This window comes from Bradyrhizobium sp. Leo78 (assembly GCF_059512425.1).
In genome coordinates this window covers 98,160-112,005 of the sequence record NZ_JCAMOT010000011.1, presented here as the reverse complement: position 1 = coordinate 112,005, position 13,846 = coordinate 98,160, and the positions used below count along the sequence as shown (strand labels likewise).

The 13,846-nt window shown below is 63.7% G+C and carries 12 protein-coding genes and 1 pseudogene; 5 read left to right on the top strand and 8 right to left on the bottom strand.

Annotation, left to right across the window (positions count from 1 at the left end; translation table 11 throughout):
- Positions 1-44: 44 nt before the first annotated feature.
- The 5 genes from AC5ZG1_RS16820 to AC5ZG1_RS16800 all read right to left on the bottom strand — a co-directional run bounded on the left by AC5ZG1_RS16820 (position 45) and on the right by AC5ZG1_RS16800 (position 5,554).
- Positions 45-1,883 carry an AMP-dependent synthetase/ligase gene (locus AC5ZG1_RS16820; RefSeq protein WP_456642865.1) on the bottom strand — a complete coding sequence of 613 codons (1,839 nt, stop codon included), beginning with the start codon at positions 1,881-1,883 and terminating at the stop codon, positions 45-47.
- A gap of 90 nt (positions 1,884-1,973) precedes the next feature.
- A complete protein-coding gene (locus tag AC5ZG1_RS16815; RefSeq protein ID WP_456642864.1) occupies positions 1,974-2,762 on the bottom strand; it encodes an ABC transporter ATP-binding protein in 789 nt (262 codons plus the stop codon).
- Positions 2,763-2,766: 4 nt separating this feature from the next.
- Positions 2,767-3,525: an ABC transporter ATP-binding protein gene (locus AC5ZG1_RS16810; RefSeq protein ID WP_028167787.1), complete on the bottom strand. Its 759-nt coding sequence runs from the start codon at positions 3,523-3,525 to the stop codon at positions 2,767-2,769.
- Complete coding sequence (locus AC5ZG1_RS16805) at positions 3,522-4,673, bottom strand: branched-chain amino acid ABC transporter permease (protein WP_496133527.1); 1,152 nt, start codon at positions 4,671-4,673, stop codon at positions 3,522-3,524. Before AC5ZG1_RS16805 ends, AC5ZG1_RS16810 begins: the two co-directional genes overlap by 4 nt.
- Positions 4,674-4,678: 5 nt before the next feature.
- Positions 4,679-5,554 (bottom strand): branched-chain amino acid ABC transporter permease, encoded by an 876-nt coding sequence (locus tag AC5ZG1_RS16800; RefSeq protein WP_130225835.1) that lies wholly within the window; start codon positions 5,552-5,554, stop codon positions 4,679-4,681.
- 292 nt (positions 5,555-5,846) lie between these two features.
- Between AC5ZG1_RS16800 and AC5ZG1_RS16795 the strand changes: the two genes are divergently transcribed.
- The 3 genes from AC5ZG1_RS16795 (at position 5,847) to AC5ZG1_RS16785 (ending at position 9,055) form a co-directional block, all read left to right on the top strand.
- The gene (locus AC5ZG1_RS16795; protein ID WP_496133526.1) at positions 5,847-6,599 is read left to right on the top strand and encodes an ABC transporter ATP-binding protein; all 753 of its coding nucleotides are present in this window, start codon (positions 5,847-5,849) and stop codon (positions 6,597-6,599) included.
- A complete protein-coding gene (locus tag AC5ZG1_RS16790) occupies positions 6,596-8,119 on the top strand; it encodes a permease (protein WP_496133525.1) in 1,524 nt (507 codons plus the stop codon). Before AC5ZG1_RS16795 ends, AC5ZG1_RS16790 begins: the two co-directional genes overlap by 4 nt.
- A 123-nt stretch (positions 8,120-8,242) precedes the next feature.
- Positions 8,243-9,055 (top strand): MBL fold metallo-hydrolase, encoded by an 813-nt coding sequence (locus AC5ZG1_RS16785; protein ID WP_496133524.1) that lies wholly within the window; start codon positions 8,243-8,245, stop codon positions 9,053-9,055.
- Positions 9,056-9,068: 13 nt separating this feature from the next.
- Here AC5ZG1_RS16785 and AC5ZG1_RS16780 read toward each other — a convergent pair whose 3' ends face one another.
- Complete coding sequence (locus AC5ZG1_RS16780; RefSeq protein WP_496133523.1) at positions 9,069-10,325, bottom strand: aminopeptidase; 1,257 nt, start codon at positions 10,323-10,325, stop codon at positions 9,069-9,071.
- A 1,040-nt stretch (positions 10,326-11,365) separates the two neighbouring features.
- The gene (locus AC5ZG1_RS16775; protein ID WP_155255498.1) at positions 11,366-11,506 is read right to left on the bottom strand and encodes a hypothetical protein; all 141 of its coding nucleotides are present in this window, start codon (positions 11,504-11,506) and stop codon (positions 11,366-11,368) included.
- Positions 11,507-11,662: 156 nt separating this feature from the next.
- On the opposite strand from AC5ZG1_RS16775, the gene AC5ZG1_RS16770 reads away from it, so the two are divergent.
- A complete protein-coding gene (locus AC5ZG1_RS16770) occupies positions 11,663-11,863 on the top strand; it encodes a hypothetical protein (protein ID WP_210385126.1) in 201 nt (66 codons plus the stop codon).
- 288 nt (positions 11,864-12,151) lie between these two features.
- Here the strand turns inward: AC5ZG1_RS16770 and AC5ZG1_RS16765 are convergent.
- Positions 12,152-12,409: pseudogene (locus AC5ZG1_RS16765) on the bottom strand (helix-turn-helix domain-containing protein); the annotation flags it as partial.
- 136 nt (positions 12,410-12,545) lie between these two features.
- On the opposite strand from AC5ZG1_RS16765, the gene AC5ZG1_RS16760 reads away from it, so the two are divergent.
- Positions 12,546-13,721, top strand: coding sequence for an NnrS family protein (locus AC5ZG1_RS16760; RefSeq protein ID WP_496133522.1), 1,176 nt, complete (start codon positions 12,546-12,548; stop codon positions 13,719-13,721).
- Positions 13,722-13,846 lie beyond the last annotated feature (125 nt).

Sequence of the window (13,846 nt, the reverse complement as noted above, 5' to 3'; positions counted from 1 at the left end):
ACCCTCTCCCCGTAAGAACGGGGAGAGGGAGTAATAAGCCGTGCCTATGCGACCGCGCGCTCGCCGTACATCGCCTCGATCTCGGCGGCATAGCGTTTGTTCACGAAGCTGCGCTTCAGCTTCATTGTCGGCGTCAATTCCTCATCCTCGGGCGTGAGCTGGCGCTCGATCAGATAGAATTTCTTGATGGTCTCCACGCGGGCGAAATTGGCATTCACGGCCTCGATCTCGCGGTGGATCAGGTCCTGAATCTCCCGCGCGCGGCATAGGCTCGCGTAATTGGTGAAGGGGATGTCGTGATCCTGGGCGTATTTCTCGACATTCTCCTGGTCGATCATCACGAGGCAGGTGAGGTAGGGCCGCTTGTCGCCGATCACCACCGCGTCCGAGACATAGGGCGAGAATTTGAGCTGGTTTTCGATTTCCGACGGCGTGACGTTCTTGCCGCCGGAGGTGATGATGATGTCCTTCATCCGGTCGATGATCTTGACGTAGCCTTCGTTGTCGATCGTGCCGAGATCGCCGGTATGCAGCCAGCCCCTGACGTCGATAGTCTCGGCGGTCTTCTCGGGCTGGTTGAGATAACCCATGAACAGGAAGTCGCCGCGGATCAGGATCTCGCCCTTGGGGCAGGTCATCACCTCGCCCCAGGGCGCGGCCTTGCCGACTGAGCCGAGCTTGATGCGCTCGGTCGGCATGATGGTGGCAACGCCGCAATTCTCGGTCTGGCCATAGACCTCGCGCATGTCGATGCCGAGCGCGAGATACCAGCGGATCAGGTCGGGCGCGATCGGCGCGGCGCCGGTGAGCGCTATCCGGCAGCGGTCGAGCCCGAGCATGCGGCGGATGTTGCGGAACACCAGCCAATAGGCCAGTCGGTTGGCAAAGCGTAGCGGCAGCGGCGGCTCTTCGCCTTCGAGCCGATAATCGGTCATGCAATAGCCGACTGCCATCGCGCGGCGGTAGACCCAGTTCTGTAACGGGGTCGCATCCTTCAGCGCGATGGTAATGCCGGAGTACATTTTCTCCCACACCCTGGGCACGGCGAGGAAGGCGGTCGGTTGCACTTCGCGCAGATTGTCCGGCACGGTTTCGGGGCTTTCGGCGAAATTCATCACCGATCCGAGCGCGACCGAGACGTAGTAGCCGCCGACGCGCTCGGCGACGTGACACAGCGGCAGGAACACCAGCCGCTCCTCGTGATCGGTCGACGGGTAGAGGTCATTGGCGTGGCGCATCTGATGCGTCACGCTGCGGTTGGCGTGCATCGCGCCCTTCGGCGGGCCTGTGGTGCCGGAGGTGTAGACGAGGATCGCAAGATCTCCGCTGGTCCGGCTTCCGATCATCTCGTCCCACAGCGCCTCATTGTCCTGCGCATGATTGCGGCCAAGCGCGGCGAATTCGGCAAGCGACATCACCATGGGATCGGAGAAGCCGCTCAGGCCTTCCATGTCGAAGACGACGATTCGCTCCAGTGTCAGGCAGCGCGAGCGGCAGGCGAGCAGCTTGTCGAGTTGCTCCTCGTCTTCCGCGAAGACCACGCGGGTGCGGGAATCATTGATGAGATATTCGACCTGGACCGGCGAGTCCGTCGGATAAATGCCGGACGAGACGCCGCCGGCGCAGAGGATGCCCATATCGGCATAGACCCATTCCGGCACTGCGTTCGCGATGATCGAGGCGACATCGCCGGGGCGGAAGCCGATGGCATGCAAGCCGTAGGCGATGTCCTTGGAGATCTGCAGCCACTCGCGCCAGCTTGTCGGCTGCCAGATGCCGAATTTCTTCTCGCGGATCGCGGGCCTGTCGCCTCGCGTCTCCACCGCCAGCAGAAAACTCCTCGCGATCGTGTCGGCGACCGTCAGCACCGCCGGTCCGGCCATGCCCGTTCCCTCCTCTCCTCGCCTGTCGCGACCGCCGGCTTTTGCGCCGATCTTTCCGCGACAGGCCTTCAATTTACCGCCAAGTCCCTCTCAACGCCATGTTTTCTTCTTTTTCCAGCGTCGCTCCCCCCGCGCACCCGCCTCCTTGGCGCCGAGATAGAACTCCTGGATATCCTTTGAATGCATCAACCGCTCGCAGGTATCGTTCATCACGATGCGGCCGATCTCCAGCACATAGCCGTAGTGCGCCGTCTCCAGCGCGACCTTGGCGTTCTGTTCGACCAGGAGGATCGACATGCCCTGCTCTTCGTTGACCCGCCGGATGATGGTGAAGATCTCCTTCACCAGGATCGGCGACAGCCCGAGCGATGGCTCATCGAGCAGCAGCAGCGTCGGCCGGTTCATCAATGCCCGCCCGATCGCAAGCATCTGCTGCTCGCCGCCAGAGAGCTGGCCAGCCGGCTGATCAATGCGCTCTTTCAGCCGCGGGAAATAGCTGTAGACGCGCTCCAGATCGTCGGCGACGCCGTCGCGATCCGTGCGCGGATAGGCGCCCATCATCAGGTTCTCGCGCACCGACAGGAACGGAAACACCTCCCGCCCTTCCGGCACGTGGCTCAAACCCAGCCGCACGATCTTGTCGGCCTCCATGCGCTGGATCGGCCTCCCCAAGAATTCGATCGAGCCCTTCTGCGGATCGAGGATGCCGGAAATCGTCTTCAGCACCGTGGTCTTGCCGGCACCATTCGCCCCTAGCAGCGTGACGATCCTGCCGCGGGGCACTTCCAGGCTGATGCCGCGGATGGCCATGATCGGCCCGTAATAGCTCTCGATATTGCTGAGCTTCAGGATGGTCTCGGGCGTGACGGCGGCGATCATGGCGTCATGCTCCGAGATAGGCCGCGACGACGTCGGGATGCTGCTGCACGTCCGCAGGCGAACCCATCGCCAGCACCCGGCCGTAGTTCAGCGCGATGACGCGATCGGAGACACGGTTCACCAATGTCATGTCGTGCTCGACCATCAGCACGGTGATGCCGAGTTCGGATCTCATGTCGCGGATCCAGAACGACATGTCGTCGGTTTCCTCCACGTTCAGTCCCGACGATGGCTCGTCCAGCAGGATCAGCTTCGGCTCCGAACACAGCGCGCGAGCGAGTTCGATCACCTTGCGCACGCCGTACGGCAATCCGGAGATCAGCTTGTCGCGATAGGGCTCGAGATCGAGGAATTCGATCACCTGTTCGACGCGGCGGCGATGCACCTTCTCGCTGGCGCGCACGCTCGGCAGGAACAATAGCTCCTGCCAGAGCTGCGTGGTGGAGTGGCGATGACGGCCGACCAGCAGATTGGAAAGCACCGTCGCATTCTCGAACAGTTCGATGTTCTGGAAGGTGCGGGCGATGCCGAGCTTGGCGATGTCGTAGGCCGGCTGCTCGGTGATGTCCTGATCCTCGAAGAAGATCTTTCCCGAGGTCGGCGGATAGATGCGCGAGATCAGGTTGAAGATCGAGCTTTTTCCTGCGCCGTTCGGCCCGATGATCGAGAGTATCTCGCCCTTCTCGACAGCGAAGCTCACGGCATCGACCGCCTTGAGGCCGCCGAAGTGAAGCGAGAGATTCTCGGCGCGGAAATAGCTCATCGGTTCCGCTCCGACTTCACATAGATCTTCTGCCGCTTGAAGGTGGCGCGCTTGTAGAGCGGGAAGAGCTGGAAGAAGAGCTTGATCTTGAGCCAACGGCCGTAAAGACCGAGCGGTTCGAACAGCACGAACAGCACGATGATGATGCCGTAGATCGCGCCCTTCAGGCCATTGGCGGAGGCAAACGCGGCGACTGAGTTCTGGATATGCGCGGCGCGCTCCTGGCCGGCGCCAAGCGTCGCAGCAAGGCCTGCGATCACGCCGGGCATGTCGTCTTTCAGATAGGTCAGGAACGGATCGATCATGACAAGGAAGATCGCGCCCAGCACCGCGCCGTGCAGGCTGAAGGTGCCGCCGATCAGAATCACGATGATGAACTCGATCGAGAGCTGCAGCGTGAACATCTCCGGGCTGATGAACGAGAGCTTGTGCGCGAACAGCACGCCGGCAAAGCCGGTGATGGCGGCGCTGATGGCAAAAGACTTCACCTTGTAGAGCGAGACGTTGATGCCCATGCTGCGCGCCGCCGTCTCGCTGTCGCGGATCGCGACGAAGGCACGGCCGGTCGGCGAGCGCAAAAGGTTCAGCGAGCCGACGATAGTTAGCACCAGCACCGCAAGGCAGAGATAATAGAAGGTCGGCCCGTCGCGCGGCACTGCGGTGCCCAAGAGATAGAGTGTCTTGACCCGCATGCCCTCATTGCCATGGGTCACGCTCTCCCAGCGCGCCAGGATCTCCTCGACGATGAAGGCAAAGGAGATGGTCGCAATGACGAGATAGATGCCCTGCAGCCGCAGCGCCGGAAATCCGACGAACGCGCCGACCACGCCGGTGAGCAGCCCGGCGGCCAGGAAATAGACCGTAAAGGGCACGTTGTACTGCTGCAGATAGGCAGCGGTGTAGGCGCCGATCGCGAGAAACGCCGCGTGCCCAAGCGAGGCTTGCCCGGTGAAGCCGGTCAGGATCAACAGCCCCACGCCGACGGTCGCATAAATGCAGACGAAGACGAGCTGGCTCATCAGATAGCTCGAGAACACGTGCGGCGCGATCAAGAGCAACGCCAGCAACAGGCCATAGGAGAAGATGTAACCCGAATGCGGGAACAGTTTGATGTCGTCTTCGTAGTCGGTCTTGAACAGGAACCGCATGCTGCTCAAACCTTCTTGCGCACGTGAAGGCCGAACAGGCCTTCGGGCTTCAGCAGCAGCACCGCGAGCAGCACGATATAGGGTGCGACGTCCTTCCAGCCTTGGGGCAGATAGAAGCCGGCCATGCTCTCGATCACACCGATCAGCACGCCGCCGACCACAGCGCCAGGGATCGATCCGAAGCCGCCGAGGACGGCGGCCGGAAACGCCTTCAATCCGAGCACCAGGCCGACATTGGAGTGAATGAACGTAATCGGCGCCAGCAGCACGCCGGCGCAGGTGGCGACCGCCGCCGAGATCGCCCAAACGATCGAAACCACGCGCTTGACCGGGATGCCCATGTAATAGGCGGCCAGCATGTTCTCCGAGCTCGCCCGCATCGCGGTGCCAAGCGTGGTGCGGTTGAAGAACAGATAGAGCAGCGCACACAGGATGATCGTCGCCGCGATCACCGACAGCTTGTCGTAGGCCAGCACGAGGCTGCCGATGCGCAGGACGCCCTGGCTGAACGGCGTCTCGATCTTGAAGTCGTCTGTCCCCCAGATGATGCCGGCGACCGAGCGCAGGAAATAGCCGAGCCCGATGGTCGCCATGATGACGGAGAACTGCGGATAGCCGAGGATCGGCCGCACCACCACCCGCTCCGCCAGCATGCCGAACAGCGCCATCGCCGCCACCGCGCCGGCAAAGCCGATCCAGTAATTGAGGCCGAGCATGCCGATGAAGGTGAAGGCGAAGAAGCCGCCCAGCATCATCAGGTCGCCCTGGGCGAAATTGACGACCTCGGTTGCCTTGTAGACGAGCACGAAGCCGAGCGCGATCAGGCCGTAGACGCAGCCAAGCGCAACGCCGCTCACGAGCTGCTGAACAAAGTCCAGCATCGCCTTCCCTCCCCGATGCACGGCAATTCTTGGCGACCGCTCGTTGCATCCCGCTTCCGCCCCCTCTTTTCGGGAGCGCTGGAAGCTGTCTATGTCCGGCGGCGATTTGAGCGCAAAGCAGGAACCAGAGTCAACAAAGCGCTGCGCCTGCCGTCTGGCATAATTGCGCAGAAATGCCGCAGCCGAATGTTCCCGCGCATTGCCCGCGTTTTGCGGCCTGCGATTCACCGCGCCGAAACGCTTTTCGGCCCATGGTCCGCAACCAGCCATCAACCTGGACCGTCCCCACATCATGCCATCAGATGCGCCAGCACTCGGAGTGCGAGGGTTAACCAAGCGTTTCGACCGGCCGGCGGTCGACGCGCTCGATCTCACCGTGCGCCCCGGCGAGTTCTACGCGCTGCTCGGGCCAAACGGCGCCGGCAAGACCACGACGCTACGGATGGTCGCCGGCCTGCTCAAGCCCGACGCCGGCTCGGTATCGATCTTCGGCGTCGATGCCCTGTCCGATCCGGTCGCCGCCAAGCAGATCCTGGCCTGGGTGTCGGATGAGCCGATGATCTACGACAAGCTCACCCCCCTCGAATATCTCGAATTCGTCGCCGGCCTCTGGGGCATCGATCCCCGCCTTTCCGAACGCTCAGCCCAGGACCTCCTCGTCTCGCTCGGGCTCGAGCCGCATCTGCACGAGCGCTGCGAGGGATTCTCCAAAGGCATGCGCCAGAAGGTGGCGCTCGCCGGCGCGCTGGTCCACGATCCGCGCCTGATCATCCTCGACGAGCCGTTGACCGGCCTCGACGCGCTCTCCGCCCGCCACGTCAAGGGCCTGTTGCAGGAGCGCGTGCGCAGCGGCTCCACCGTGATCATGACCACGCACATCCTTGAAGTCGCCGAGCGCATGGCCGACCGCATCGGCGTCATCGCCAAGGGCAGGCTCGTGGCCGAAGGCACGCTCGCGGAACTGCGCCAGCGCAACGGCCGCAACGACACCAGCCTCGAAGACGCCTTTATCGCCCTGGTCGAGACCGAGGCGGCCGCCGCATGAGTTCGGCGACCGACCTCACCTGGTTCGCCCGGCACGAAATCCGCCTCGCCTGGCGCGAATGGCTGGCGATGATGACCGGCCGACAGGGCCGCCGCAAACGCGCGGTGATCGGCCTCGTCATTTTCGCCGCCATCCTGCATTTGCCGGCCTATGCGGTGGTCGGCCGTTTTGCCGACCTGACGCTGCCGCTCGACAAGTCCGCGCTGATCGTGATGTCGTCGACGGTCTTCCTCGCCTGGGCGCTGATCCTCTCGCAGGCGGTCGAATCGGTGACGCGGGTATTTTACGCCCGCGCCGACCTCGATTTGATCATGTCCTCGCCGGTCCGGCTCACCAATATCTTCTCGGTCCGCATTGCCGCCATAGCACTGCAAGTCACCGGCATGGCGCTGTTGTTCTCGACGCCCTTCGTCGATGTGCTGGTGGTGAGCGGCGGACCGCGCTGGCTCGCCGCGTTCGGCGTCGTCATCGCGATCGGCCTTTCGGCCGCGGCGGTCGCCACCGCCCTCACGGTGGCGCTGTTCCACCTGATCGGCCCGCGCCGCACCCGCCTGGTAGCGCAGGTGCTGGCCGCGATCATCGGCGCCGGTTTCGTGATCGCGCTGCAGATCGCCGCGATCCTCTCTTACGGCACACTCTCGCGTTTCGCCGTCCTGACCTCCGATACCATGGCTGGCTTCGCGCCTGATGCCGGCAGCATGCTGTGGTGGCCGGCCCGCGCCATGCTCGGCGACGGCGAGGCGCTCTCGCTCCTGCTCGTCTTCAGCCTGATGCTGCTCGGCGTCGTGATCGCGGCATTCTCGCCGCGCTTTGCCGATACCATCATCGGCATCTCGGCGAACCCGGCGATGACCAGCCGAACGGCCAAGGTGCGAACATTCCAGCGCGGCTCGCGCCAACGGGCGCTGCGCTGGAAGGAGTTCGTGCTGCTGCGGCGCGATCCCTGGCTGCTGTCGCAGAGCCTGATGCAACTGCTCTACCTGGCACCGCCGGCGCTGATGCTGTGGCGGAGCTTTGCCGATGGCTCCGCCGGCCTGACGCTGATCACGCCCGTTATCGTGATGGCGGCGGGCCAGCTTGCCGGCGGCCTCGCCTGGCTGACGATATCGGGCGAAGACGCGGCCGACCTGGTGGCAACCGCGCCGCTGTCGCCGTCCCAGGTGATCCGCGCCAAGATCGAGGTGGTGCTGCTTTCGATCGCGCTGGTGGTCGCGCCGTTCGTCATCGCACTGGCGTTCGCCTCGGTGCTGCAGGCGGCCGTCACCGCGCTCGGCGTGACCATCGCCACGATATCGGCCGCCACGATCCAGCTCTGGTTCCGCGTGCAGGCCAAGCGCAGCCAGTTTCGCCGCCGCCAGACCTCCTCGCGCGTCGCCACTTTCGCGGAAGCCTTCTGCTCGATCGGCTGGGCGGCGACATCGGCGCTCGCGCTGGCCATGCCGATCGCGGCCGTCATCACCGGCGCCATGACGCTGGTAGTGCTCGCCACGACCTGGAAGATCAGCCCGCGGCGGGAATGAGCGTCGGCCTCTGTTCATGCGCGCGTTGCAAATGTGACGCGGGGCGATGCGACCAAGCCGGCATGACGGCAGCCGGTTTCGACGGTAGAGTAGCGAGGACGTCACCGCCGACGGACCTTGCCCATGTTGCGATCGATCCTCGCTGCCTTTGCCCTGCTCGGCTTCCTCAGCATCGCGGCCCATGGGCAGGATGCCCAGCGCAGCGAATGCCTGGCGATGGCCAATATGCCGCCGCGCGCCACGCCGGTCAGCCTGCGCCGCGTCGCCAAGGCCGACGAGGTCGCGATCACCTATGCCGGGCACTCCACCTATTACATCGATACGCCCGGCGGCATCCGGATCGCGACCGACTACAATGGCGCCTACCGCACTGGCCGCCTGCCCGATGTCGTCACCATGAACCGGGCGCACAGCACGCATTACACGCTGTTCCCCGATCCGAAGATCCCGCATGTGCTGCAAGGCTGGGGCGAGAACGGTCAGCCCGCCCATTATGCGATGCGGATCGGCGATGTCTTCGTCCGCAATGTCACCACCGACATCCGCCGCACCTATGGCGAGGACTCCGGCGGCGAGATGATCAAGGACGGCAACTCGATCTTCATCTTCGAGGTCGCCGGCCTCTGCATCGGCCATCTCGGCCATTTGCACCACAAGCTCGACGAGAGCCATTTCGCGGCGATCGGCCGGCTCGATATCGTGATGGTGCCGATCGACGGCACCTACACCATGTCGCTCGCCGGCGTCTCCGAAATCACCAAGCGACTGCGCGCCGCCGTGGTGTTGCCGATGCATCGCTTCGCGACCCCGCTCGACGAATTCATGCGCCTGATCGGCCAGCAGTTCGAGATCGACCAGCGCAGCGAGCGGAGCTTGCGGATTTCGCGCGACACGCTGCCATCGACGCCGACGGTGATCATCCTCGACGGCGTCTAGGGAGAATACTCACTCAGGCCCACTCGCCCTTGCGGAACACGGGCACGCGGCTGCCGTCGGTCCTGACGCCATCGATGTCGGTCTGGCTGGAGCCGATCATCCAGTCGATATGGATCAGGCTCTGATTGCCGCCTTGCGCTGCGATCTGCTGCGGGGTCAGCTTGTCGCCGTCGATGAAGCATTTCGAATAGCACTGGCCGAGTGCGATATGCGAGGCGGCGTTCTCGTCGAACAGCGTGTTGAAGAACAGCAGTCCGCCCTTGGAGATTGGCGAGGAGTGCGGCACCAGCGCGACCTCGCCGAGGCGGCGCGCGCCCTCGTCGGTGTCGAGCACCTTTTTCAAGACTTCTTCGCCGCACGAGGCCCTGGCTTCGACGATCCGCCCTTCCTCGAACCTGACCTGGATATTGTCGATCAGGGTGCCCTGATAGGACAGCGGCTTCGAGCTCACGACGTGACCGCTGACGCGGCGGCAATGCGGGGTGGTGAAAACCTCTTCCGTCGGGATGTTGGCGTTGCAGGTGACGCCGTTCTTGGCAACCGACGCGCCGCCTTCCCATTCATGGCCGTCGGCGAGCCCGATCGTGAGATCGGTCCCCGGTCCCGTATAGTGCAGCGCGTGGAAGCGCTGGCCGTTCAGCCATTGGGTTCGCTCGCGCAAGACTGCATTGTGCTTCTCCCAGGCGGCGACCGCACCGTCCTGGTCGACGCGGGACGCCGCAAAGATCGCGTCCGCCAGCTTCCCCACCGCGGTCTCCAAGGGATCGTCAGGAAAAACCTGCTTGGCCCAGGATGCGCTGGGATAGGCGATGATGTTCCAATTGACCTCGAAATTGACGATCTTTTCCAGCGCTGGCTGATAGGCGACCGAATTGGCCTTGCTGGCGCGCGCAACCTTGGTCGGGTCCTCGCCCGACAGCAGCATTGGGTTGTCGCCGACCACCGCCAGCCGCGCGGTGTTGGCGGAGAACGCCTTTGCCATGCCCTCATAGAGCCAGTTCGCCGCGCGATCGAAGCCTTCGTTATGGCCATGCCGATAGCGCGCCAGCGTGACCTCTTCGTCGGAGAGGATCGGCGTGACCAGGCCGGCGCCGGCCTTGTAGGCATGCACCGCGAGCCGCCGCACCAGCGGCAGCGCCGACGACGGCGCAGTCAGGAGCAGGTCCTGCCCCGGCTGCAATCCGAGCCCGACCTTGATGGCGACTTCGGCGAGACGGTCGAGCTTTTCGGGATCGATTGCGGCGGAAAGGTTGCGTTGCGATGCGGTCATTCGGGATCCTTGAAATCGGTGGCTTTAGCAGAGATAGGCGATCGGCGCGGGCCCTTCAACGTTTCACCGAGGACAGCACCCGGTCGACCATGTCGGGTGCAAGCCCGGGACGATGTGGGGAGAGGTTCTGATTCAACTTTCAAACAGCTCTCCGCTGTCATCGTCCGCCACCGGGTCGGCCGAATGGCCGACCGATGACAGGCTCCGGCGGACGATCCAGTATTCCAGAGACGGCTGAGCTTAAGTTGAGGGCGCCGGATACTGGATGCCCCGCCTGCGCGGGGCATGACGGCGGAGTTGGGGAGAGATGTGCGTCCGCATTCTCGCGGCGCTGTTCGCCCGAGGCTTGCCTCACTTTCCACCCTCTCAATCAGCAGAGGGCGCAGGGAAAGCCGGGTGCTGGTTGCACCCGTGGGTCCCGTGCAACAAAAAGCACGGGGGTAGGACCACAGGTTCAACCGAAGCATTCCGGCTTTCCCTGCGCGATGGTGTTACGGCTTACTTCGTGCTCTTCCCGGTGACCGGGCTTTCTTGCCACCGTCACTTCGTTAGAAGCTTAGCGCCAGCGTCGGGGCGCCAGAACCACACGACTTCACCGTCCGCCGGTGTTGCGTTCGTCTCTCGCAATACCTGCGTCCACCGCATCTCACCGCAACGTTCGTGACGATCGCGAGCCGCCCCTCATTCGCCGTGAGACGCGCGGAGTTAAATCACTGATTTGCCCGACGGCGAAAGCGGAATGTTTTTCGCTGCAGGGCTGGACAGACTTTAGCTGATTTGCCCGTCGGGTTGATTTGTCGCACCGAAAGCAGCCACATCGTCATTCCGGGGCGTCGCGAAGCGATGAGCTATGATGTGCAATTGCACATCAGAGAATCCATTTCGCCCTCGCGCCTGCCGTCCGATGGATTGCGGGCTCGCGCCAAGAGGCGCGCCCCGGAATGACGAAGAGTGGTGGTTGAGGCGGCGCCCGGCTACACGAATCAATGTGCTGAGGACGCTGCTTTACACGATCAGGAATCAGCGGCCGCTACGCAGCCTCACGGCGCCACGCTGCTGTGGGCCACTTGCTTCGTGACGGGCCGTTCGCTGTGCGGCGAGCCCAGTGCGGTCCAGATCGCAGCGGCGAGCGCCAAGGCGGTCAGGATGTAGGGGGCAGCGTTCGGACTTCTGTTCTTCATCATCTCATCCGGCCGAATGGGCGCGCGTGCATGCCGAACACTCATCTCGCTGCATGAATACTTTGTCGGTATTAGGACGGTGCGCAAACTTAGCCACTAAAAAGTATTTGATTTGGGGCGACTGAATCGTCCATGCGATCACCCCATGACAGATTCATGACACGGGGACCTTGTGTGACTACCCAACCGCCAAGACTTCACGAAAACAGCAAACGTCGCAAATCGGCCCAGGAAGCGGTGGCCCGTTCGCTTGAGCGCGAACTGGGCTTTCTGGCCGAAGAGCGAAAAGAGCGTGCCCTGCTGCTCGGATTGGATCCGACCGTGGTCGCGCCGAATCTCAGCAAGCCGGCGGAGTAGCGGACCACTAGATCATGATTCGATTGGACGGAATCGAATCATGATCTCATCTCTTTGTTTGAGCATGATCTTTTCGGAAAACGGCTTCACTTTTCCGGATCATGCTCTAGATGCCGGGCGGACCGACCAATCCGCCCGACACACCGGCCGGTTGACGATAGCAACGGACGGGACCACGAGACGGAACCCGCAATTTGCGGGTAGAGTTACTACGACACAACCCTCGGTTATGGGATCGCCACGCAGCCGATCATACAGGTGCGGTGCGTCCCCTGCGGCCGGCGTCCGTCAGCCACCGGACCTTGCGGAGGGAATGCGGCCTTCGGCCAGTGCGAACAGTTTGTGCGGATCACGCAGCCCGATGCGCTGGCGGCCGCCTTCGACGAGGCCCTGCTGCTCCCATGCGCTCGAGATGCGGCTGACCGTGTGCAGCGTGGTGCCGGTCATCTCGGCGACGTCCTGGCGGCTGATCGGAAAATCGATCTCGATGCCGGTCTCGATCCGGCGGCCAGCCTGCTTCCCCAGGCGAAGCAGCGCATGCGAGATGGAACCGGAGGCCGTTGCCCACATTCCTCCGGAACGTTGTCCTGACGCAAATCGCGCAGGACCTCGGAACGCTAAGACTCAATATACCCCCGCCGAGGCGGGAAAGTAGCAACAAGTACACGAGCGGATGGCAGCCATGTCGATCCCAAGATTGCGCCAGTATCAGGGGCCGGCCGTGCTCTCCTACGGCTTCCGGCCGTTCTTTCTGCTCAGCTCGGCCTATGCCGGCGCGATGATCCTGATCTGGCTGCCGGTGTATGAAGGTCATCTGGCCCTGACCACGGCGTTCTCGCCGCGCGACTGGCATGTGCATGAGATGCTGTTCGGCTATGTCAGCGCCGTGATCGGCGGCTTCCTGTTGACTGCCGTGCCGAACTGGACCGGGCGGTTGCCGCTGCAGGGCAATTCGCTGGCAGCGCTGGTCTCGACCTGGATCGCCGGCCGGATCGCGATCTTCCTCTCGGCATCGATCGGATGGGCTGCTACCGCTGTGATCGATGTCGCGTTCCTCACGCTGCTCGCGACGGCGGCCGCGCGCGAGATCGTGGCGGGACGCAAATGGAGCAACCTCCCGGTCGTGGCGATCGTTTCGCTGCTCTCGCTCGCCAATCTGGCCTTCCACATCGAGGCACATCTCAACGGGCTCGCCGATTATTCGACGCGGTTTGCGATCGCGCTGGTGATCATGCTGGTCACGCTGATCGGCGGTCGCATCATTCCGAGCTTCACGCGCAACTGGCTCGCGCGCCAATCCGCCGGCCAGATGCCGACTCCGTTCGGCGGCTTCGACAGCATCGCGGTCGCGGCAGGCGGCATCGCGCTGCTGGCCTGGGTGGCGATGCCGCTGGGCGCGTTGACCGCGGCGCTGCTATTGCCCGCCGGCGCCTTCCATCTGATCCGGCTTGGGCGCTGGGCCGGATACCGGACCCTGTCCGACCGCCTGGTGCTGATCCTGCACCTGGCCTACGCCTTCATACCGGTGGGCTTCATCCTGACCGGACTGGCCGCGATCGACCTCGTTCCGGTGGGCGCCGGCATCCATGCCTGGACCGGCGGCGCCATCGGCGGGATGACGCTTGCGGTGATGACCCGCGCCACCCTCGGCCATACCGGCCGCGCGCTGCAGGCTTCCGCGGGGACACAGGTGATCTATGCCGCGATCGTTATCGCCGCACTCGCACGCATCTGCGCCTCGCTCGAGCCGGCGCACATGATCCCGCTGCTGACGGTGGCCGGCGCCGCCTGGGCGATCGCCTTCATCGGCTTCGTCGCGCTCTACGGTCCCGCATTGTGCTCGCCGCGAAAGGCGTGACGTTTCGACGCGGATTTGCTCTGTTTGAAGAGGTGATCGACTGCAGCCGGAAGGTCCTGCGGTCGCGTCCATTAGGGGCAATTTCACCAATTCGCATTAATCCTTTCGGAACCATCGGCGGCCGA